Below are 23,738 nucleotides of genomic sequence, written 5' to 3'. Positions count from 1 at the left end.
ATTACCTTTAAATACTTCTAAGATTATAAATACATTTTCCTAGGTAACTCATAATTGCAATTAAAATAAAGTAACATATTCCACTCATTATAAAGAATATTGAATAAAATTGTTCTCCTAAACTTGTTAATAAGAATGTTCCTATTGATATTAATGACCATAATACTACATATAATTTATTTACTCTTAACTTTGTAAAAGTAAAATATGCATGAATAGCTATACCCATTGGTGTTACTGCTCTAACCATAAATATAGAAATATTCATTTGAAGATACTCAGAAAATAATTCTTCTGTTGTTTTCATTAAAAATTCTTGACTAGAGTTTGTCTTAGATAACCACATATTAAATAATTCCGTGTCCTTTGCTCTAAGTATAATATCTATTGATGTTAACATAATAATTGCTGAACATATTCCTACTATTAAATAAAATATTTTTTTAGGCATCTCTATACTTTCTCTCATATGATTCTCCTTATACTTATAGAAGGGGACTAAGTCCCCTTTTTTAATCTTAAGTGTAAATATGAAATTATTGTTTAATTGCACCCATCATAGCATCAAATCCTGCTTTAACTTCATTGTAAGCAGCTTCAGCATTTGCTGGGTTTTTAGCTGACCATGATAGTAATGAATTCTGCCATGTTGCCCAAACTTGTCCATATTCACTGAACAATGGTCTAGCAACAGCATTTTTATATCCTTCATAAGTAGCATCTATAACTTTTTTATCTAATTCATCTATTCCTTCGTAAGCAGAAGGTTCAACATTTTCTAAAACCTTACCAGTAACTTTGAATAATTCTTTAGCGTTAGCTGGGTTAACTAATTCTTTAATAAATGCTGTTGCAACTTCCATCTTAGCTGCATCTTCTTCAACTCTAGCATTTATACCAAGACCCCATCCACCTTTCCAGTGTGTTAATGGTTTTCCGTTAAATGTAATATTTGTTAAAGGTGTAATTTCTATATTGTTTTCATCAGGAATTAACTTTTTAACTGCAGGAGTTCCCCATGGACCATCTATCTTTATAGCATCTGTTCCACCAGTTTTGAATTGTTCATCAATATATCCCCCAGCTGCGTCCTTGTCCCAAAGAGTAGTTTTTCCTTCATTGTGCGCTTTCCAGTAGTTGAATAGTCCTTCAAACATTTTTTGTTGTTCAGAAGTTAATTCTGCCCATGGCTTAGTTGCATCTGATGCAAATTTACCATCAGCATCTTTACTTAAGAATTCGAAATTAGCTGAGTTAGCAATTGCAACTCCAAACCAAGCATCGTGTACTACTGAAAGTAATTGATTATATTTTAAAGTTGTCATTTCAACTGGCTTAGTTGTATCTATTCCAGAAGCTTTAGCATTTGCAACATTCACAAATCCTAATAATGTTTCAATGTTATATGGGAATGCTAAATATTCTCCATCAACTTGCAAGTTTCCACCTAGTCCACCTTTGAAGTCTTTAAATCCTCCAACTTCTTCTGCCATTTTTTCTGTATCAAGAGAAGCCAGCACTTGATTTTTTGCTAAACCATATAGTCTATCTACAGGTAATGAAAATACGTCTGCTACATCTTTATTAGTAGCATCTGTTTGATCAATTACATCTAAGTGATCAAAAGAACCTATCTTAACAAATTCTATTTTAGCCTTAGGATATTTTTTTTCAACAGTTTCTTTTACTGTTTCATAATAAGGTAACCAAGTTTCTTCTACTTGAACTGATAAAGCAACTTCTTTATTTGCTGCTCCTTCTTCCTTCTTACCTGAAGAACAGCCTATAGCACTAAGAGTTGTTGTAGCTATAAGTAATGATACTAATAGTTTTTTCATAACAAATTCTCCCCCATTCAATTTTTTTATTTTAAAAGTTAATTTAACTTCTAAATACTGTCTAAAAACTTTACTTTATAGTATATATTAAAAATAAAGAGGTTATTTAATCTTTCGGAAACCTTTCCATATGAAATTAAATAACCTCTTTGTTTTTATTAGCTTTCCATAAGTTAAATATGATTTTAAATTCTGTTGCTTCATTAAAGTTTGTTATATCATAATTAACTATTTTTTTAATTTTATCTATTCTATAAAACAATGTATTTCTATGAATATACAGCTTCTCTGATGCATTACTAACACTAAGCCCTTCTTTTAGAAATACTTCTATTGTCTTTATTAAATCATCATCTAACTTTGATAGTTTTTTGTTGTAGTCATTATATATTTTTTTCTTTTCTACTTCACTAATTGACTCTAATGCTCTTTCTAAAATTAATTCATTTTCCTTATATACTTTTACTTTAAGTTTATATTTCATACATAGATTAATATTTTCCTTTAAATAATCAAATTTTTCTTTTAAATCTAATACTCCTTTTGTAATACCATAGCTTGTATAATAATCTATCTTTGGATTTGTATCTATTATTTCTCTAATGGAATTTAAATACTTGTCCATATTTTCATCATTAACTAAAGCAACTATATACTTATCTAGCGATACTAATATTTCTTCACTTTGCATCTTATTATCTAATAGTATGTTAAACATTTCATCTTTATCACTTATTCTATGTATTAAAATTATATTACTTGGAATACTTCTTATAGGACATTCTAACATTCCATCACAAAAACTTTTCCCAATTAATATATCCTGTATTATCTCTTCTTTTGACTTTATAGTATCTTTAAGCTTTTCTTTTATACAATATTTTAAAAGTCCAATACAATTTTTAAATTCCATACTAGTTTCTATTATTAAGTTATTACCTTTTGTTTCTAACTTAGTTTCTATAGTTTTCTCACCGATATCTTCTAGTAAATTTATTAATATATGTCCATTTTCATCTTTTACTCTAAATGGAATATCTATATCTATATCTTTTTCTATTTCTTTTAAAGAATATTTAAAGCTATTCATAAATTCACCTTCTTTATAATATTAACTTCATTAAACTAAACCATTACATTTTTTTGGTACCGATTCCAATTTTGAAAACAAATGCACCTTTTCTTTTTTATAATTACTTGTAGTCATTTACTTTATATTTGAATTATACTCCTGAAAACGTTTTTGTTCAATAGTAACATCATACAATTTAACCATATATTTTTTGTATACTTTTACAAGCACTCCTAATTACGATAATTTTAATCTAAGCATCTTCAAATAAATAATTACTTATATAACAATTTACTTAGTCATATAAAAAATAAACAGTAAATAGAATAAATCTACCTACTGTTTTCATACTTTTTTTAAATTTATTAAATCTAAAATTTCTTCTCCATATCTTTCAAATTTCTTTTCTCCCATTCCCCTTATTGCCATAAGTTCTTCCTTGTCCTTAGGCTGTTTATTCGATAACTCTATAAGAGTAGAATCTGAGAATATAATATATGGTTTTATTTTTTCTTTATAAGCTTTTTCTTTTCTCCATAATTTAAAGTTTTGGAATAACTCTTTATCTAAAATTTGCTCTTCCACATCTTCTTCTAGCTTACAAATCACTTTTTCCTGTGACTTCAAAACTTTTATTGATTTAGCATTTAATTTTAGCATAGAATAAGTTCCATCTCTTAAGCCTACATATCCAAGGTCTATTAAGGTTTTAATTAAATCTCTAATAAATTTATTATTATACTCTTTCATTATTCCATAGGTAGTTAACTCATCTAATTTATTTTGAATTATTTTAGGACCTCTAAATCCCCTTAAGATATCTATTAAAACTGATATCCCAAAATTTTCTCTTGTTCTATAAACACAAGATAATATCATTTGAGTTTCCCTTGTATAATCCCTAAGCTCATCATTTTTCAAACAATTGCTACAGTTATTACAATAATTATTAAACTTCTCTTCTCCAAAATATTTTAATATAAAACTTCTATAACAATCCTTAGTTTCACAAAAATCTATCATACCTTGAATTTTCATAAGATCTATTTGTCTTCTACCTATACTGGTAGTTGAATTTATCATATACTCTAAAGTTCTTATATCACGTCTTGAATAAAGCAAGTGGCATTTTGCCACTCCTCCATCTCTTCCAGACCTTCCTATTTCTTGATAATAACATTCTATATTTTTAGGTAACGTAAAGTGAATTATGTACCTAACATTTGATTTGTCTATTCCCATTCCAAATGCACTAGTGGCTATCATAACATTTATGTTTTCATTTAAGAATTCTTCCTGCCAATATTTCTTTTCTTCATCTTTAATGCCACCATGATATTTCCCAACATTATATCCATTCTCTTTTAAATATTCATATAAAGCATCCACTTCTTTTCTTGTCAAACAATATATTATTCCAGATTCCTCTTCTTTTTCCCTAATCATATCCTTAACAAATTCCAATTTATCCTCTTCGATGTGTACATTAATAGATAAATTATCCCTATTAAAACTTCCTAAATAGGTATATGTATTAGAAAGTTCCAATAATTTAATTATGTCTTTTCTTACTTCCATAGTTGCAGTGGCTGTAAAAGCTGTTACTATTGGTCTATTTTCTAAACTCCTAATAAATGGTGCTATGTTTGTATAACTTTTTCTAAAATCATGTCCCCACATAGAAACACAATGAGCTTCATCAACTGCAACTTGACTTATAGTTATCCTTCTAAGCATTTTAATAAAATAATCATTTTCAAGCCTTTCAGGTGCAATATATAAAAGTTTAACATCACCTTTATAACATCTTTCAAAAATACATTTTATTTCATCTAAGTTTTGAGTGCTATTTATATATTCTGCATTAATTCCTATATCATTGACATTATCAACTTGATCCTTCATTAATGATATAAGAGGAGATATTACTAAAGTTATCCCACTAAATATAGCTGCTGGAATCTGATAGCATACAGATTTTCCGCCACCAGTTGGCATAATAGCAAAACTATCTCTTCCCCTCATTATATTTGAAATTATTTCTTGTTGCCCTTCCCTAAAAGAACTATACCCAAAATACTTTTTTAAAATTTCTATAGGACTAGTCACGTATTACTCCCCTCCTTATAATATCTATTATTCCTTTAATCTATTATAATAAATTATAACATAATAGATTAATAATTATAATATTCCCTCTTTATATAGATATACCTATAATTAATTTATTTTGTGATTGTTCCTATTCATATTCCCTTTGATTATTTTTTATTTAGATTGTACTTATTAATATATTTCCTTTTTTTCTTCTTAGTATTATGTTTTATTTAAATGTTGTTGCTGATTATTTAATGTTATTTATGTCAACAATCATTTATGAGGTGATATATTTTGTTGCAAAATTTTTTCAATCAAGTTACTGATAAAGATAATAATCAAATAGATAATAATTTAGAGAAACTAAATATTGTAGATTTATATAATGAAAAAAAAGAATCTATTAAATGTTGTCCTCGATGTGAGTCTACATATTTTATAAAACATGGAACTTATAAAGGACTTCAACGATTTAAATGTAAAAATGAAGAATGTTCTTGCACTTTTTCCGTTACTACAAACTCACCTTGGAGCTATTCTAAAAAAAATATCAATTTATGGATTAAATATTTAGAATTGATGATGGAAGGAAGATCTATTCGTTATTGTGCTAAATATCTTAAAATTAATATTGCAACTTCATTTTACTGGAGGCATAAGATTTTATTTACGCAAAATTCATTTGTTGAGCCTAAAATATTAACTGGCTGTGTAGAAATGTTCAAAGTGAATTTCAAACAAAACTTTAAAGGATGCAGAAATATTCCCCCTCACTTTCTTCGTAATAGGCAAACTATTTGGGTAGCTTCAGCTATAGATGTTAATAATAATCTATTGTCTAGACCTATTTCTCAAGGTTATTTTGATTATGCCTTCGTTGAAAAATCTTTCTACTCTAAAATAGATGAAAATGCTTTTATAAATGTTTATACAGATACTAACTTATGTTACCTTGCAAGGAAACATAATAAAAATTTAACGCCTTGTACATCTAAAAATGATCTTATAATTAAATCATTTGGTGTCAATATAAAAAGATGGCTTTATATATTTAGAGGAATTGCTACTAAATATCTATGGTCTTATTTGAGTTGGTACATAATCCTTTTTAAAAATATTCATCATGACATAGCCAAATTAATAAAATTATTAACCTTAGAAAATACTTTTAAATCCAATAAAAACTTCATAAAAACCGAAGTTTGCATTCTCTAAATATATTTGCCTTAATAATCGCCTTATTTTATACACTGCTTCCAAAATTTCTATTTCTATTTCTATTTCTATTTCTATTTCTATTTCTATTTCTATTTCTATTTCTATTTCTATTTCTAATATATTATAAATAGAAATAATTACTTATACCAATATTATTATAAAACAGAGTCCTATAGAGTAATTTAGGTTATATGTTACACTCTTAATTATTTGCAAATTTAATTTAATAAAAACTTAAGTAATTAGATTTGAACTGTACCTTTTTTAAGTAAAGTTCAAATCTAACTACACTTGTTGCTTTATATTTTAATTTAATATTTTTCCTCTTATGTGTATTAATTTATTTTCTTTCAGCTCCCTAAATATATCTACCTTTTAAATATATATGATATTTTCCCCATAGCTTCTAATTTTTTATTATTTATAAGGGAAATTTCATCTATTAAAGAATTTTTTAAAGATATTAGTCCCTGTTTTTTGTCCATCTTTTCATAAGCTAGTTCTTTGCTTACACCCATAGTCATTATTGCAATTAGCACGGCTTGTACTTTTTCTGCATTTGTTCTGGCTACTGCCACCCCCACTGAAATTAACCCACCTAATAAACTATCGACTCCAACTACTCTATCAAATTCATCATTTCCATTATTAATAAAAAACTCACTAAATCCATCAGTTATATAATTTTCATTTCCTGTTGCTATTAATATGCTTTTATATTTTTTAGAAAACTCTCTCATTTGTTCTCTAATTTCATAATCATCTTTTATAGTATTTTTAACAAATTCTTCATTTCCATTATTTCTATTTTGTTCTTTAGATTCTATAATTTCTTTGTGTTCTTTATTTTTCTTAGGCTTTTTCTCTAGTAATGCTTTAATTTCTGATACATTGCCCTTTATAACATCTATTTTATATCTGGTTAAGAACACCAAAGCTATTTCTCTCCTAAAAAAAGAAATATCAACTCCTATAGCATCTAAAACTATAGGTTTATTTTTTTTTGAAGCTATTCTAATAGATTTCTCCATAGCCTCAACCCTACTCCTATCTAATGTTCCAAGATTAATTAGTAACGCATTAGCGCTAGCTGTTATTTCTCCTACTTCATCAATGCCAGGTGCCATAATTGGTTTCCCATTATAACTTAGAATTCCCTGTGCTAAATCATTCATAGTAACCATACTTGAAATACAATGTATAAGAGGTTGCTTTTCCTTCTGTAAATTTAGAACTTCAGTCAATGCCTCTATACTTATTTTCATATTTATTTTATCCTTTCTTTGAATAAAAACTAACTTTATTGTATATTATTCTACATATTCACTAATTGTGTTATTCTTATATTTTTTTATTTGTATATTTTTCATAAAAAGAAAAAAGTATAGTCAATGACTATACTTTCAATTATTATTGTTTATTTTCTTAATAGTCATTAATATAAGTAATAATGATATTATTGTTATTCCAATCCTTATAAAGTTTTCTTGAATATTGATTACATCATAACTTATTAATGATTCTAAAGCTATGGATGGTATTTTCCCAAATAGTGTGGCTATAGTGAATAGCTTTATATTAATATTACTTATTGAAGCTGCTAATGTTATAAATCCTGATGGTATAAATGGAACTAAACGTCCTTCAAATATTAATAAAGCTGTTTTATTACCACTGCTTTCTACTATTCTCCCCACTAATTTATATTTATTAGTAATGTTTTCTGCACCTTTCTTAAATCCACTTCTATAAACAATAAAAGTTATATATGCTCCTACTGTTTCACCAATTAATGAGATAAGAAAACCTATAGTAGGACCAAAAAAAATTATGTTTGCCCCTGTTACAAATATTGATGGTACCACTCCAACTAATGCTATTATTATACTTAATAATAGTGAAATAGGTATTGATAACATACTGTACTCTCTAAATATATTTACTACGTTTTCTATATTTAACATCTATCATTTCGCTCCCACTAACTAATGCATTTTTAGGCCATCCTATTTTTCCCCATTCTTTGTTAGGTTTATAACTATAACCTTCTTTATTTCATCTATTTCCTTAATCTTATCTAATGTAATATTAGATATTTCATAATCTACTTCAAATACCATTGTTGCTTCTTTCCCCTTTTGATTTCTAAAAACCTTCATAAATGCTATATTTACATTATCCTCATATAAAAATTTAGTAACCTTTGATACAGCTCCTGGTACATCTTTATGTGAAATAATTACTGTAGGATAATTCCCAGTAAATTCCACTTTATTTCCATTAACTTCACTAATTTGAATGCTTCCGCCTCCTATAGAAGAGCCCACAACTTCACTTTTTTTCCCATCTTTACATTTAATCAAAAACTTAACTGTATTAGGATGTTCATCTCCTAAGTCATATTCCTTAAATTCAAATTTCAAGCCTTGCTCTCTTCCTATTTCTAAAGCATTTCGGAGGTTTATATCCGAAGGTTCCATCCCTAATATTCCAGCTACTAAAGCTCTATCCGTTCCATGTCCTTTATAAGTTTTTCCAAATGATCCGTGTAATAAAAATGTTACTTCTTCAATTTCTCCATCTGCTATTACCATTGCAACTTTGCCAAGTCTTGCAGCACCTGCTGTATGAGATGAAGAAGGACCAATCATTATAGGTCCTAATATATCAAAAATTCCAAAATTTTTCATAATTTTTCTCCTCCTTAGAGATCTAACATTTAAATAAACTACTAATATTTATAAAAGATACTCCCGCCAGTAAATTCTCTTAAAATACTATTTCCTGGGACATATTCTTTATCTATTTCCTTGAAAAACCCTAAAAATGACTTTAATCTCTTTGCTTCTAAATATACTGGACTTTCAGGTTTTATTTTTTCAAGCTCTTGAAGTGCATATTTTTTTAATACGCATAACTCATAAACCAAGGTAGAATTAAACATTACATCCGCCTCTTCCTGATAGATAAATATATTTTTTTGTTCTCCTCTTTTTATAGATGGCCACATAATTAATGTTTGCTCTGCTCCATAATCTCTTGATAAATAATCTCTAACAATTCTTCTAAGTCTTCTAATATCAGTAGTTGCAATTCTATTATGATTATCTAAATTTAATTGTGTTAATGCTGATATATATATTTTAAATTTATTTTTATCATCTACAGCACTTGTTAATATAGGATTTAATCCATGAATCCCTTCTATTATAACTATCCCATTTGGAGGTAGTTTTAATTTTTCTTTAGGCCACTCTCTTTCACCTTTTTTAAAATTATATCTTGGTATTTCAACTTCTTCTCCACCCAATAATATATTTAAATGTTCATTAAATAATTTTAAATCTAATGCATAAATACTTTCAAAATTTAATTCACCATTTTCATCTATTGGTGTCTCCTCCCTATTAACAAAGTAATCATCTAAAGATATTCTTATAGGAATAAATCCATTTACTCGGAGCTGAACTCCTAGTCTATTTGCAAAAGTAGTTTTTCCTGAAGAACTGGGTCCTGCAATTAAAACTACCCTAGTTTCACTTTTAATTTTAATCATATCTGCTATATATGCTATTTTCTTTTCATGAAGAGCTTCTGAAACCATAATTAAATCATTTAATTCGCTACTTTCAACCTTATCATTTAAAGATCCAACCTCTCCTACCCCCAAAATATTTAGCCATTTTTCTGTTTCTAAAAATATTTGGGATAATTTTTTATGATCTTTATATGGTGGTAATTTATCAAGATCACTTTCCATAGGATTTTCCAATACAAATCCTGGCTCATATTCAGTTAAGTTAAAAGCTCTTATAAATCCGGTTGAATATGCCATTTGACCATAAAAATAATCATATCTTCCATCTAGTTCATATAAGTTAACAGTTTCAAAATCTACATGATTTAATAAGGAAACCTTATCTTCCATCCCATAACTTTTAAATATTCTTATGGCTTCTTCTCTTTTAACCTTAATTTTATTAATAGGAATATCTTTTTGTATTATATCTTTCATTCTCGCCTTTATTTTTTCTATATCCTTGCCACAAAGAGCTTCTTCCTTGTGTATTTCACCAAATAACCCCTTACTTATGCTATGTTCTATTGTTATTTTAGAATTTGGAAAAATATCTAAACTAGCCTTTATAAATATGAACTGAAGAGTCCTTGAATATATTTTCATACCAATAGGACTATTAATTTTTATAAATTCTAACTCTCCACTTACTTTTACTTCCTTAGCTAATTCGTAATATTCTTCATTTAATCTACACAATGCAATATTATGATAATTTTCACTAGTATACTCTTTTATAAGTTCTTTAAATATAATATTTTTTTTCACCTCTAATTTTTCATCTTTATACATTATATTAAAACTGTCCACCTGATTTCCTCCTTGTGTAGTTCAAAAAATCCTAAGAATCTTTGACTAGTTATTTATTCTCTAATGCCTTAAGCACTTTTTATTATTTTAATATTTTCTTTAATATATATATATTATATACTTCTACTCAAAATATGGTCAAATATAATAATATCTATATTTTTATTTTACTTAGACATTAGAATCTGACTAGTTATTTTTTTGAAACCCCATAATTTTCGGAATAAAATTTACCATTCTTGAAATACTAAATATTAGAGGTGTATTTTTTATGTTTATAGTACTTTTAAGAACAATTTTTCTTTATATATTAGTAGTGATTGTAATGAGACTAATGGGGAAAAGACAAATTGGAGAATTACAACCCTATGAATTTGTAATTACTATAATGATTTCTGATTTAGCCGCACTACCAATGCAAGATACCAGGTTACCTTTGTTATTAGGTATTATTCCAATAATAACTTTATTATTTGTAAAAACTTTATTAACTCAACTACAACTTAAAAGTCAATTAGCAAGAAAAGTTATAGAAGGAGAACCTTGTATTATGATTTGCAAAGGTAAGGTTAATTTTAAAGTTTTAAAAAAACAACAAATTAATTTAGATGAACTTATGGAAGAGATACGTCTTGCTGGATATTTCGATTTAAATCAAATTGAATATGCAATACTTGAAAATAATGGTCAATTATCATTTTTAACATCCTATGATTCTAATAATAGTAGTTCTGATTCTGATAATAAATGTGTAGGGGCAACTTCTGATGAATCATCTAATTCAACTAATAATAAAAAACCAATTAAGAAAAATAGGCGCCCTCAGTTACCAGTTATATATGTTTTAGATGGTAAAGTTAATAAAAATGCTTTAACTACTTCTGGTAAAAATATATTTTGGATTAAGAATGAACTTAAAAAATATAAAATTAATAATATAGATAATGTTATTCTTGCAATGACCGATACAACCGGCGAATTTATTTATCAACTCCATGATGAATATGAAGAGAGGTGTAAAAATTGAAGAATACAATTTTATCTATTGGACTTTTTATAATTTTATTTATATGTTTATTCTTTGCAGATAAAAGTTTAGTTTCAACTTGCAATGAAATTTATGTAAAGTGTGAAGAAATTGAAATTTCCTTAAATACTAAAGATAATGATAAAGCTTATACTCAATCTGTCGCTCTTCTAAGATTTATTGAAAAGGAAGGTTGTATAGCTTCCATCTATGTAAATCATGTAGATTATGATTGTTTAATAAACGAATCCTTACGGTTATCTATATACATTAAAGAAAAAGATTATAGTGAAGCATTATCTTCCCTTCATGTTTTACGATACGGATCAAGAAATATGAAAGATATACAAAAAACTAATTTAAAAAATTTATTATGATTTAGTAAATGCGCTGAAAATAAATAGCAAGTCCGCTTGATAATCTATCTTGCATCTTTGACTTGTTATTTATTTTCAAAATATTCTCATTTTTCAGTTTTTATCTTTCTTTGATGTAAATAAAGTGTTAACATTTAGATGTAAATATTAACCACAAAAACATAAGGGGGATTAAAAATGAACTTTAGTAAAAAATTGAAAAAATTTTTATCTACAACTATTGCTCTTACTTTTATTTTTACACTATTCCCATATATACCAGCTAAAGCTGCTGGTTCTGACCTTCCTGGGATTCCAACAGTATCTCATAACCAATGGGGGACTGATGTTAATGGTGACTATGACATTACTTGTAATACTTGGTCTGGAAATGCTGCTACAAGTTATAAACTTTACGAAAAATTTGGTGTAGCTAACGCTTTCACTGTTGTTTCTGAAGGTAAAATTGAAGCTACAGCCTCTGCTGGTCAACAAGTCGTTATTCCAATTAGAGGTAAGCTAAAAATTGGAATGTATTCTTATTATGTTGAATTTATAAATTTAAATGGTGCCACTAAAAGTTCAACTATCCAAGTTCAGGTTGGTAATGATGGAAATGCTAAAATCATTGTCGATACGGTTGATAATGAAGGTATTAAATCTCAATTTACAATTCCTCAAGGATTTACAGAATATAAGTTAATTAATAGTACAAGCCCTACCTCTAAATTTAAAATTATCTCAAATAATACAACTGTTGCTAAGGCATCTATTGTAAACGGTTCTACATTGAAATTAGAAGGAATTTCTAAAGGTAGAAGCGGACTTAAAATAATAGATGAAACTACTGGCGATATAAGACATGTAGGTGTTAGAGTTCTAACTTCTGACGGAAAACTACCTGGAATGCCTGATTATCTTTCGATTGGACAAGTATCTGAAGATAGAGTAGAAGATTTAAATTTTTGGAAAGAAACTTCTGAAACAGATACTAATAAAAGAACCGATGTAAGATATGTTTATATAAATGGTGGCCCTCTTGAGAAAGGATGGAGAACTTGGACTCAAGATGATGGTGCTAGAGCTAAAACATTTATTACTGAAAGCTTGAAAATGGGAATGATACCTTTCTTTGTTTACTATAACATTCCTGATGATGGTGAAAGTTATGATCTTGATATAAAGCATATTAATGATAAAACTTATATGGAAGCTTATTATAAAGATTTAAAATTTTTATTAGATATTTGTGTTGAGTATGGCGGAGATGAAACTGTTGGTCTTTTATTTGAACCTGATTTCTTAGGTTATATGATGCAACAATCTAAAAAACAACCCACTGAAATAGCTGCACTTGTTGATTGTGCTTACAGCTCAGGAGTACTAGTAAAAGGTAAAGACCCACAATTTGAAAATAGTGTTAAAGGTTTAGTTGAATCTATAAACTACACAGTAAACAAATACTACCCTCAATCTTACTATGGATGGCAATTTAATATTTGGTCATACGATAGCCCCGAAATACCAAACCAAGGATTACTTCATAAAACAGAACAAATTGGTTTTGATGCTGGTAGAGAATTTATAAAACAAGTTGCTACAGAAACTGCAAATTACTATTCTGCAGCTGGTGTAACAACTTATGGTGCTGATTTCATATCAATTGATAAATATGGTTTAGATGGAGCTTTTGAAGATGGTGCAAAAGATAATCCTGAAAAATCTAAATGGTTCTGGAATGCAGATTTATGGAACAATTATTTGCTTTATACAAAAACATTACACGATCAAACAAAACTGCCAGTTATACTATGGCAATTACCTGTTGGTCATATAAATTCAAGCCAAGAACCTAATCCTTATAATAACGGAAAATTCAAAGATTTAACAAATGCAGTTGGTAATTATGAAGATTCTGCTCCTACTTATTTCTTTGGTGATACTTTTAAAGCTGGTTCTGATACAAGATTAAATTACTTTAGTAAAAATACTGCTAATGATCCTAAAATTAAAGTTACTGGAGATACAGTAACTTGGGGTGATCATATGCAAGAAGCTAAAGATGCTGGTATAGTCTCCATTCTTTTTGGAGCTGGTGTTGGTGCAAGTACAGATGCTGTTGGTTCTCCAGCTTCCGATGATTACTGGTGGATAACTAAAGCTCAACGTTATTATAAAAACCCATTAAACCTAGATGGCTCAAATAAGCCTACTCCCCCAGCTGTAGATTTACCGGCTAAATCTACATTAACTGTGGATAAAGCAAATAGTAATGGTAACTATAACTTAACTGTAAATATTCCTACTGGTTCTAAAGCAACTAGCTATAAACTTTATGAAAATGGTGCAACAATAAAAACAGGAGCACTTACAGCTTCTGATCAAATCATTTCGCAAAGTATAATTAATAAACCAACCGGTACTTATATGTATAAAGTTGATTTAATTAATAATTCTGGTTCTACTTCAAGTAACAACCTAACTGTTTATGTTAATAATAATGTTGTTCCACCTGTTGAAATTCCTTTAAAAGGATTACTTACAGTAGATAATATTAATAATACCGGTAATTACAAAATCACTATGTCTACTCCAGCTTTTTCAAAAGCTACAAGCTATAGACTTTATGAAAATAATAAAATAGTTAAAATTGGTGATATTGGTACATTACCTTTAAATATTATAGAAAGTTTTACAAATAAAATTTCTGGAACTTACACTTATAGATTAGACCTTATTAATAAAGATGGTACTACTTCAAGTGATGAAGTGAAAGTTGTTGTTAAATCTTCAGAAATTAATCCACCAGCATCTGGAGTTAATGTTGATTTTTCAGTTGTACAAGATTCAGGTAATACCGCTAACTATGCCCTTACAATAACTAACAATACAGATAAAGATATCACAAGTTGGGATTTATCATTTAATTTTGATAAGAAAATTATCTCTGCTTGGGATTGTAGTTTTTCAGCTTCTAATAATATCTATAACTTTAAATCTATGCCTTGGAATGGAAGTATTCCTAAAGGAAAATCTATTTCCTTTGGTGGTTCCTGTCAAGGTGGAGTTGGTTCTTCAACACCAACTTCTATAAATCTAAAAACTACTAATTAATAATAAAAAACAGAATCCGAATTTAGCTATTATAAATAGCTGAATTCGGCTTTTTTATTTTAATAGACTCTATTTTAAAATTGTATTACCCAATATTTATTTGCATAAATAATCATAACTATATTATATTATACAAATTAATATATATTTTAACTAGTAAACCTATGTATTATAGATATATTTATATTTTTTTATGTAAATTTATAAATTTTTCTTGCATAATTATACATAGGTATATATAATCATATTTATACACAAAATATTTATTAAGAAAATAAATAATAGGGGGCTTTTATTATGAATAAATTTAACAAAGTGGTTCTAGCATACTCAGGAGGATTAGATACATCAATTATTATTTCATGGCTTAAAGAAAATTATGGTTGTGAGGTTATATGTGTAGTTGGTAATGTTGGTCAATCTGATGAATTAATAGGCCTTGAAGAAAAGGCACTTAAGACAGGGGCATCTAAGTGTTATATTGAAGATTTAACTAAGGAATTTGTAGAAGAATATATATTCCCAACTATTCAAGCGAATGCTATATATGAAGGAAAATATCTTTTAGGCACTTCTTTTGCAAGACCTATAATAGGAAAAAGAATGGTTGAAATTGCAATAGCTGAAGGTGCTGATGCTATATGTCACGGTTGTACAGGTAAAGGAAATGACCAAGTAAGATTTGAGCTTGCCATTAAAGCTTTTGCTCCTGACATGAAAATTATTGCACCATGGAGAATATGGGATTTAAAATCTAGAGATGAAGAAATTGAATATGCTTTAGACAGAAAAATTCCAATATCAATTAATTATGAAACTAATTATAGTAAAGATAAAAACCTTTGGCATTTAAGTCATGAAGGGTTAGACCTTGAAGATCCAGGCGTTGAACCAAAATATGATAAAATATTAGAAATGTGTACTACACTTGAAAATGCACCAGACAAAGCTACTTACATTACATTAAATTTTGAAAAAGGAATTCCTGTAGCTTTAGACGGAGAAAAAATGGACGGTGTTACTTTAATAGAAAAACTTAATAAAATTGGTGGAAAAAATGCCATTGGTATTGTAGATATGGTTGAAAACAGACTTGTAGGAATGAAATCTAGAGGGGTTTATGAAACTCCAGGTGGAACAATTTTATATGCTGCTCACAAAAACTTAGAAGAAATTAGTTTAGATAGAGAAACAGCACATTATAAAGAAACAGTTGCTTTAAAATTTGCAGATATAATATATAACGGTCAATGGTACACTCCACTTCGCGAGGCACTTTCAGCTTTTGTTAAAACTACTCAAGAAAACGTAACTGGCGAAGTTAAATTAAAATTATACAAAGGTAACTTAATTAATGCAGGAGTAACTTCTCCTTATACATTATATAGTGAAGAATATGCAACATTTGGAGAAGATCAAGTTTATGACCAAAATGATTCAGCAGGATTTATTAATCTATTTGGACTACCAATAACAGTTAAAGCTAAAATGGATGCTGCCCTAGCTTTAAAGGTAAAGTAGTATGAAACTTTGGGGAGGAAGATTTAAAAAAGACGTTAACCTTTTAGTTAACGACTTTAACTCTTCTATTAACATAGATTCAAGAATGTATAAGGAAGATATTATTGGTAGCCTTGCTCATGTTAAGATGCTTGGCAAACAAAATATAATTCCCAGTGACGATAGTTTAAAGATTTCTCATGGGCTAAAAGAAATCTTATCTCGCATCGAAAACGGAGTAATAAAAATAGATGAAACTGCTGAAGATATCCATAGTTTTATAGAGGGTACTCTTACATACTACATTGGTGATGAAGGTAAAAAGCTTCATACTGGAAGAAGTAGAAATGATCAAGTTACTCTTGATACTAAATTATATTTAAAAGAAGCTTTAAAAAATGTTGCGCATGATGTTTTAAGTTTACAATCTGTAATTTTAGAGAAATCAAAAGAACATACAGGTACTATAATGCCAGGTTATACTCATATGCAAAAAGCACAACCAATAACATTCTCTCATCATATTTTAGCTTACGCTGAAATGTTTAAAAGAGATATAGGAAGAATATTAGATTGTTATAAAAGATTAGATGAAATGCCACTAGGTAGTGGTGCACTTGCTACTTCTACCTATCCAATAGACAGAGAATTTGTGGCTAAAGAACTTGGATTTTCTAAAATAACTTTAAACAGTATAGATTCTGTTTCAGATAGAGATTATGCTATCGAATCACTTTCTACTCTTTCTATGATAATGATGCATTTATCAAGATTTTCTGAAGAAGTAATTCTATGGTGCACAGGTGAATTTAATTTTGTAGAACTTGATGATGAATACAGTACAGGTAGTAGCATTATGCCACAAAAGAAAAACCCTGATGTTGCAGAACTTGTTCGTGGTAAAACAGGTAGAGTTTATGGTGATTTAATGACTTTATTAACTGTTATGAAAGGACTACCACTTGCTTATAACAAAGATATGCAAGAAGATAAAGAAGCTTTATTTGATGGTTTAGACACAGCTTCCCTTTCTTTAAAAACTTTTACTGGTATGGTTCAAACTATGAAAATCAAAAAAGATGTTATGAGAAAAGCCGCAGCTGGTGGATTTACAAATGCTACTGATGTTGCTGATTATTTAGTAAAAAAAGGAACAGCATTTAGAAATGCTCATGAAATAGTTGGTGAAATAGTTCTTCATTGTATAAAAGTTAATAAATCTATTGAAGAGTTATCCTTAGATGAATTAAAATCATTCTCCCCTATTTTCACTGAAGAGATTTATAAAGCAATTGATTTGCTTACTTGTGTTGAAGAAAGAAAAGTAATTGGCGGACCAAGCAGTTCTTCTGTGACTATTCAAATTGCAAGTTTAGAAAAATTTATAATAGTTTCTAAGGAGTCATTATCATGTTTAAAGTAGGTATAATTGGAGCTACTGGATATGTTGGCTGTGAGCTCCTTAGAATTTTAATAAATCATCCAAGTGTTGAAGTTTCAGCTATTAGTTCTATTTCTTTTGAAGGGGAAGAATTTTCTTCTATCTACAAGTCATTTTATAAAATGACAGATTTAATTTGCGAAAACAAATCTGATGTTATAGAGAAATGTGAAGTTATATTTACTGCTCTTCCCCATGGCTTAAGTGAGGACATTGCAAATGAATGTCTAGCTGCAAACAAAATTTGTATAGATCTTGGAGCTGATTTTAGATTAACTAGCGAAGATGAATATAAAAAGTGGTATGGAAAAGAATTTTCTCATAAAGAACTTCATAGCAAAAGCATTTATGGATTACCAGAATTAAATAGAGACAAAATAAAGACCTGCAAAATCATTGCAAACCCTGGCTGCTATCCAACAAGTATAGAGCTCGGACTACTACCTCTTTTAAAAAATAGTTTGATAGATGGTAAAAATATAATTTGCGATTCAAAATCTGGAGTAACAGGAGCTGGACGTGGCCTTTCACAAAAAACTCACGCCGCTCAACTTAATGGAGATTTTGCACCCTACGCTGTTGGCTCCCATAGACACATTCCAGAAATCGAAGAAATCTTAGGAACAATAGCAAATGAAAAAATTAATGTTACCTTTACACCACATCTATTACCTATAAATAGAGGTATCATTTCCACAATATATACAACACCTAAAAAAGAACTTATGAGTTATAAATTTAATTCAAATATAGATATTTCACAAAAAATCAGCTCAGATAAAATCACTTATAAAGAAATCAAATCAGATAAAATCGACCTTGAAGAAATATATAAATTATACTGTGAGACATATAAAAATGAACCTTTTACTCATGTTTTACCTATTGGAGAAACTGCATCAATAAAAAATGTTGCATTTACAAACAACTGTCATATTTCACTTCATTTAAATCATAGATGTGATGGAATAATTGTTGTTAGTGCAATAGATAATATGATTAAAGGTGCTGCTGGTCAAGCAATTCAGAATATGAATATTATTTTGGGTATAAATGAAACTGAAGGATTAAACTTTATTGCACCAGCATTCTAATTTAGGCATATTCAAAAAATAACAAGCCAATATTATAATCTATTTTCTACCTTCGCTTGTTGTTTTTTCAAAAGGTCTTAAATAAAAAGGGGGCATATAAATGGAACTATTAAATAATGGTGGAGTTACTTCTCCTAAAGGTTTTTTAGCTTCTGGAATACATTGTGGTTTAAAAAAGAATAGTTTAAAAATGGATTTAGCTCTTATTTACTCTGAAGTTCCAGCTGCAGCTGCTGGAGTTTATACAAAAAATAAAGTAAAAGGAGCTCCACTTTATATTACAAAGGAACATCTATCTAACAAAATGGCTCAAGCTATTATTATAAATAGCGGTAATGCTAATACTTGTAACGGCGTTGATGGTCTACATAAAGCAAAGAGAATGTCACAAGTTCAAGCAAAAGCCTTACTCCTAAAAACTGATGAGGTATTAGTGGCATCAACTGGAGTAATTGGGGTTCCTCTAAATATTAATGCTATACAAAGTGGAATTCCTAGCCTTACAGAAAAACTTTCAGTTAATGGTGGCTTAGATGCCGCTAGTGCTATTATGACCACCGATACTTTTAAAAAGCACTTTGCAACTCAGTTTATAATTGATTCTAAAACCATAACAATTGGGGCTATGGCAAAGGGATCTGGAATGATAGAACCTAATATGGGAACTATGCTTTCATTTATAACAACAGATTTAAATATTTCTGGTGAACTTCTGAGTGAAGCACTTAAGGAAAGTGTTAATCTTAGTTATAACAGAGTTAGTGTTGATGGTGATACAAGTACTAACGATATGGTGTTAATTATGGCAAATGCTTTAGCTCTTAACCCCAAAATAGAAAGTAGAAATGAAGATTACTATACTTTTCTTAAAATATTAAATGAATTAAATATAATTGTTGCTAAAAGCATTGCCAAAGATGGTGAAGGTGCAACAAAGCTTATAGAATGTAGCATTACTAATGCTAAAACAGTAAAAGATGCAGAGGCTTTATCTAAAAGTGTTATAAACTCAAGCCTTGTAAAAACTGCAATGTTTGGCAGTGATGCAAACTGGGGTCGTGTACTTTGTGCTCTTGGATATTCGACTGCAACCTTTGATCCAAATAAAGTTGATGTTTCTTTTAAAAGTTCTGTTGGGGAAATTAAAGTATGCTCAAAAGGTGGTTCTTTAGAATTTGATGAAGCTCACGCCAAAGAAATATTACTTCAGCCAGAAATAAATATTTTAGTTAATATGAACGATGGTGATGCATCTTCAGTAGCTTGGGGCTGCGATTTAAGTTATGATTATGTGAAAATTAATGGAGACTATAGAAGTTAGGGGGAAACTATTTTGAATCATACAGAACATACTAGAGTTTTAATGCAAGCTTTACCTTATATTCAAAAACTATATGGCAAAACTATTGTTGTGAAATACGGTGGCAATGCAATGATTAGTGAAGAGCTTCGCGAAACTGTTATTAATGATATTATTCTTATGAAATGTATAGGTATTGAGCCAATTGTTGTTCATGGTGGAGGACCTGATATTTCTAAGTTTCTAAATAGAATAGGTGAAAAAAGTGAATTTATAAATGGATTACGTTATACAGATGAAAATACTATAGACATAGTTCAAATGGTTCTTGGCGGCAAAGTTAATAAGGATTTAGTTAAGCTAATAGAAAAATCTGGTGGCAAAGCAATTGGCATTTGTGGAATAGACGGTTCTCTTTTAAAAGCTAAAAAACTTATTACTGAAGATGATTTAGGATATGTTGGTGAAATAACTTCTGTTAATACAGATATTTTAAAAATGGCAATGTCCTCTGGTTACATTCCAGTAGTTGGTTCAATAGCCCTTGGGGAAGATGATAATAATTTATATAACATTAATGCAGATACTTGTGCAGCTAAAATTGCATCATCATTAAAAGCTGAAAAATTAATTTTATTAACGGATGTACCAGGTGTTATGATTGATCCGTCAGATGAAAATTCATTACTTTCAGTATTAAGACTTCACGAAGTTCCAAAACTGCTTCATGATAAAGTAATAAAAGGTGGGATGATTCCTAAAATAGATTGTTGTGTTGAATCTGTTAGAATGGGTGTTAAACGCGCACATATTATTGATGGACGTGTACCCCACTCTATTATCTTAGAACTACTATCTAATGAGGGAATTGGAACTATGATTTACTAACTCATTCAAAATTATATTATGTGCTACAACTATATGGGCATACTAAGTGACTATCAAATAAATAATACACCAATTTGCTAGTCTATTATTTATTTTAAAGTCCATAAGTAGTTTTTTCAATATACCTAACTACCTATTCAATAAAAAGGGGGCTTAAAATATGTTTAATGAAGAAAGTAATTGTATTATGAATACCTATGCTTATCTACCCGTTAACTTGGTTTACGGCGATGGATGTTATGTTTTTGATGATAATAATAATAAATATATAGATTTCACTAGTGGAATTGGAGTTAATTGCCTTGGCTACAATAATAAAAAATGGGTAGATGCTGTTTCAAAACAAGCTTCTACTCTTGCGCATATCTCTAATATTTTTTTAAATGAAACTACTCTTAAATTGTGTAAAAACCTTACTAATATTTCAAGTATGAGCAAGGTTTTTCTTTCAAACTCTGGGGCAGAAGCAAATGAAGGAGCTATAAAACTTGCTCGTAAATATAGCTTTGATAAATATGGAATTAATAGAAATGTTATCTTATCATTAAAACAATCCTTCCATGGAAGAACACTTGCAACCTTAACTGCTACAGGTCAAGATAAGTTCCACAACTATTTTTTTCCTTTTCCAGAAGGTTTTGATTATGTAGAAGTAAATAATATTGATTCTTTTAAAAGTAAACTAGGCAATAATGTTTGTGCAATTATTCTTGAAGCTATTCAAGGTGAAGGTGGGGTAACTCCTTTAGATACTTCATTTGCTATGGAAGTAGTTAAAATGTGCAATGAAAATGATATTTTAGTTATATTTGATGAAGTTCAATGCGGCATTGGCAGAACTGGTAAATTATTTGGATTTAATCATCTGGATGTAACCCCTGATATAATCACAATTGCCAAAGGCCTTGGTGGCGGGCTACCTATTGGTGGATTCTTATGTAATGAAAGGCTATCTAATGTATTAACTCCTGGTGACCACGGCACTACTTATGGTGGTAATCCTATTGCCTGTGCTGGTGCACTTGTTGTACTTAATGAAGTTTGTACTAATATTAATCTTGAAGAAATAACTAATAAAGGGGCTTTTCTTAAAGGACTTTTAGAAAACTTAAATCTTCCAATAATAAAAGAAATTAGAGGAACAGGTTTAATGATTGGTATTGAGACCACTATTGATGCAGATTTAATTCAAAAAAAAGCTTTAGAAAAAGGATTATTAGTTTTAACAGCAGGTAAAAATGTTGTAAGATTACTTCCTCCATTAATAATAGAAAAGGTAGATATATTAGCTGGATTCAAAATACTTGAAGAAATTCTAAAAACACTATAAATATATTTAAAATGATATGAAAATAAATACTAATTATTTTCATATTTCACGACTTTAAAATAAAATTGGGGGGCTAAGTTATGAATAAAGATTTGTTGAAAATGAGTAATCTTTCAAAAGAGGACATTTTAGATATACTAAATCTTGCAGATCAATTAAAATATGAACAAAAACATGGTATAGAACATCATCATTTAAAGGGAAAATCCCTAGGATTAATTTTCGAAAAATCATCTACTAGAACAAGAGTATCTTTTGAAGTTGGGATGTATCAACTTGGGGGCTATCCACTCTTCCTAAGTTCAAAGGATTTACAAATTGGTAGAGGTGAACCAATCCAAGATACTGCACGTGTATTATCAAGATATTTAGATGGTATTATGATTAGAACCTTCTCTCAAAAAGAGGTAGAAACCCTTGCAGCGTCATCATCTATTCCAATAATTAATGGTCTTACAGATGATGAGCATCCATGCCAGATATTAGCTGATTTAATGACTATAAGAGAAAACAAAAAAATATTAGAAGGTCTAAACGTGGCTTACATTGGAGATGGGAACAACATGGCTAATTCCTTAATAGTTGGATTTTTAACTGTTGGAATGAACCTGTGTATTGCCTCTCCTACAGACTACTCTCCTTCTAACTACTATATAGAAAAAGGAAAGGAAATCTCTAAATCTATGGACGTAAACTTTACAGTAACAACTTGTCCAAAAGAAGCTGTGAAGAATGCCGATGTTGTTATAACAGATGTTTGGGCAAGTATGGGTCAGGAAGATGAATCAGCAAAAAGAATTAAAGCATTCCAAGGCTTCAAAGTAGATTCACAACTTATGAAACTTGCAAAAAATGATGCAATAGTTCTTCACTGCTTACCAGCCCATAGAGAAGAAGAAATTTCAACTGAAGTGCTAGAAAAACACTCTGAAATAATATTTAACGAAGCTGAAAATAGACTTCATGCTCAAAAAGCAATACTTGTTAAACTTTTAAAATAAGTAAAAAGCGGAAATAATTACACCACTGGGGTATAATTATTTCCATTATTTTAAAATATATCTATAGTTTCCCAT

The 23,738-nt window shown here is 28.9% G+C and carries 19 protein-coding genes; 11 read left to right on the top strand and 8 right to left on the bottom strand.

The window, feature by feature from the left end; all coding sequences use genetic code 11:
• Positions 1 to 7: 7 nt before the first annotated feature.
• The 4 genes from J1C67_RS10320 to recQ all read right to left on the bottom strand — a co-directional run bounded on the left by J1C67_RS10320 (position 8) and on the right by recQ (position 5,019).
• The gene (locus tag J1C67_RS10320; RefSeq protein WP_167866739.1) at positions 8 to 469 is read right to left on the bottom strand and encodes a hypothetical protein; all 462 of its coding nucleotides are present in this window, start codon (positions 467 to 469) and stop codon (positions 8 to 10) included.
• Positions 470 to 536: 67 nt separating this feature from the next.
• Positions 537 to 1,838: a sugar ABC transporter substrate-binding protein gene (locus J1C67_RS10315; RefSeq protein WP_167866738.1), complete on the bottom strand. Its 1,302-nt coding sequence runs from the start codon at positions 1,836 to 1,838 to the stop codon at positions 537 to 539.
• Between the two features lie 136 nt (positions 1,839 to 1,974).
• Positions 1,975 to 2,928: a PucR family transcriptional regulator gene (locus J1C67_RS10310; RefSeq protein WP_167866737.1), complete on the bottom strand. Its 954-nt coding sequence runs from the start codon at positions 2,926 to 2,928 to the stop codon at positions 1,975 to 1,977.
• A 327-nt stretch (positions 2,929 to 3,255) separates the two neighbouring features.
• Complete coding sequence (gene recQ / locus J1C67_RS10305; RefSeq protein WP_167866736.1) at positions 3,256 to 5,019, bottom strand: DNA helicase RecQ; 1,764 nt, start codon at positions 5,017 to 5,019, stop codon at positions 3,256 to 3,258.
• A 282-nt stretch (positions 5,020 to 5,301) separates the two neighbouring features.
• Here recQ and J1C67_RS10300 point away from each other — a divergent pair, with 282 nt between their 5' ends.
• Positions 5,302 to 6,222: an IS1 family transposase gene (locus tag J1C67_RS10300; RefSeq protein ID WP_167866735.1), complete on the top strand. Its 921-nt coding sequence runs from the start codon at positions 5,302 to 5,304 to the stop codon at positions 6,220 to 6,222.
• 371 nt (positions 6,223 to 6,593) lie between these two features.
• Here the strand turns inward: J1C67_RS10300 and thiM are convergent, their stop codons facing one another.
• The 4 genes from thiM to J1C67_RS10280 form a co-directional block, all read right to left on the bottom strand.
• On the bottom strand, positions 6,594 to 7,490 hold the full coding sequence (thiM, locus tag J1C67_RS10295; protein WP_167866734.1) for a hydroxyethylthiazole kinase: 897 nt from the start codon (positions 7,488 to 7,490) through the stop codon (positions 6,594 to 6,596).
• Between the two features lie 138 nt (positions 7,491 to 7,628).
• Entirely contained in the window at positions 7,629 to 8,189 is a 561-nt protein-coding gene (locus J1C67_RS10290; protein ID WP_167866733.1) for a TVP38/TMEM64 family protein, read from the bottom strand.
• A 42-nt stretch (positions 8,190 to 8,231) separates the two neighbouring features.
• Positions 8,232 to 8,915: an L-serine ammonia-lyase, iron-sulfur-dependent subunit beta gene (gene sdaAB, locus J1C67_RS10285; RefSeq protein ID WP_167866732.1), complete on the bottom strand. Its 684-nt coding sequence runs from the start codon at positions 8,913 to 8,915 to the stop codon at positions 8,232 to 8,234.
• 41 nt (positions 8,916 to 8,956) lie between these two features.
• On the bottom strand, positions 8,957 to 10,594 hold the full coding sequence (locus tag J1C67_RS10280; protein ID WP_167866844.1) for a nucleoside kinase: 1,638 nt from the start codon (positions 10,592 to 10,594) through the stop codon (positions 8,957 to 8,959).
• A gap of 289 nt (positions 10,595 to 10,883) precedes the next feature.
• Between J1C67_RS10280 and J1C67_RS10275 the strand changes: the two genes are divergently transcribed.
• The 10 genes from J1C67_RS10275 (at position 10,884) to argF (ending at position 23,663) form a co-directional block, all read left to right on the top strand.
• Positions 10,884 to 11,639, top strand: coding sequence for a YetF domain-containing protein (locus J1C67_RS10275; RefSeq protein WP_167866731.1), 756 nt, complete (start codon positions 10,884 to 10,886; stop codon positions 11,637 to 11,639).
• On the top strand, positions 11,636 to 12,016 hold the full coding sequence (locus tag J1C67_RS10270) for a DUF4363 family protein (protein ID WP_167866730.1): 381 nt from the start codon (positions 11,636 to 11,638) through the stop codon (positions 12,014 to 12,016). The genes J1C67_RS10275 and J1C67_RS10270 overlap by 4 nt, the downstream gene beginning before the upstream one ends.
• Before the next feature lie 177 nt (positions 12,017 to 12,193).
• Entirely contained in the window at positions 12,194 to 15,109 is a 2,916-nt protein-coding gene (locus J1C67_RS10265; RefSeq protein WP_167866729.1) for a cellulose binding domain-containing protein, read from the top strand.
• 297 nt (positions 15,110 to 15,406) lie between these two features.
• The gene (locus J1C67_RS10260; protein WP_167866728.1) at positions 15,407 to 16,630 is read left to right on the top strand and encodes an argininosuccinate synthase; all 1,224 of its coding nucleotides are present in this window, start codon (positions 15,407 to 15,409) and stop codon (positions 16,628 to 16,630) included.
• A 1-nt stretch (position 16,631) separates the two neighbouring features.
• Positions 16,632 to 18,032: an argininosuccinate lyase gene (argH, locus tag J1C67_RS10255; RefSeq protein WP_167866727.1), complete on the top strand. Its 1,401-nt coding sequence runs from the start codon at positions 16,632 to 16,634 to the stop codon at positions 18,030 to 18,032.
• The gene (gene argC / locus J1C67_RS10250; RefSeq protein WP_167866726.1) at positions 18,020 to 19,144 is read left to right on the top strand and encodes an N-acetyl-gamma-glutamyl-phosphate reductase; all 1,125 of its coding nucleotides are present in this window, start codon (positions 18,020 to 18,022) and stop codon (positions 19,142 to 19,144) included. Before argH ends, argC begins: the two co-directional genes overlap by 13 nt.
• A gap of 100 nt (positions 19,145 to 19,244) precedes the next feature.
• Positions 19,245 to 20,465, top strand: a complete 1,221-nt coding sequence (argJ, locus tag J1C67_RS10245; protein ID WP_167866725.1) for a bifunctional glutamate N-acetyltransferase/amino-acid acetyltransferase ArgJ — start codon at positions 19,245 to 19,247, stop codon at positions 20,463 to 20,465.
• Positions 20,466 to 20,474: 9 nt separating this feature from the next.
• Positions 20,475 to 21,332: an acetylglutamate kinase gene (gene argB / locus J1C67_RS10240; RefSeq protein WP_207253599.1), complete on the top strand. Its 858-nt coding sequence runs from the start codon at positions 20,475 to 20,477 to the stop codon at positions 21,330 to 21,332.
• A gap of 160 nt (positions 21,333 to 21,492) precedes the next feature.
• A complete protein-coding gene (locus J1C67_RS10235) occupies positions 21,493 to 22,662 on the top strand; it encodes an aspartate aminotransferase family protein (protein WP_167866723.1) in 1,170 nt (389 codons plus the stop codon).
• Between the two features lie 80 nt (positions 22,663 to 22,742).
• Positions 22,743 to 23,663, top strand: coding sequence for an ornithine carbamoyltransferase (gene argF, locus J1C67_RS10230; protein WP_167866722.1), 921 nt, complete (start codon positions 22,743 to 22,745; stop codon positions 23,661 to 23,663).
• Positions 23,664 to 23,738: the final 75 nt, after the last annotated feature.

The organism is Clostridium gasigenes (genome assembly GCF_017348895.1).
GTDB classification, from domain to species: domain Bacteria; phylum Bacillota; class Clostridia; order Clostridiales; family Clostridiaceae; genus Clostridium; species Clostridium gasigenes.
This window is presented reverse-complemented; position numbering and strand designations above follow the sequence as displayed.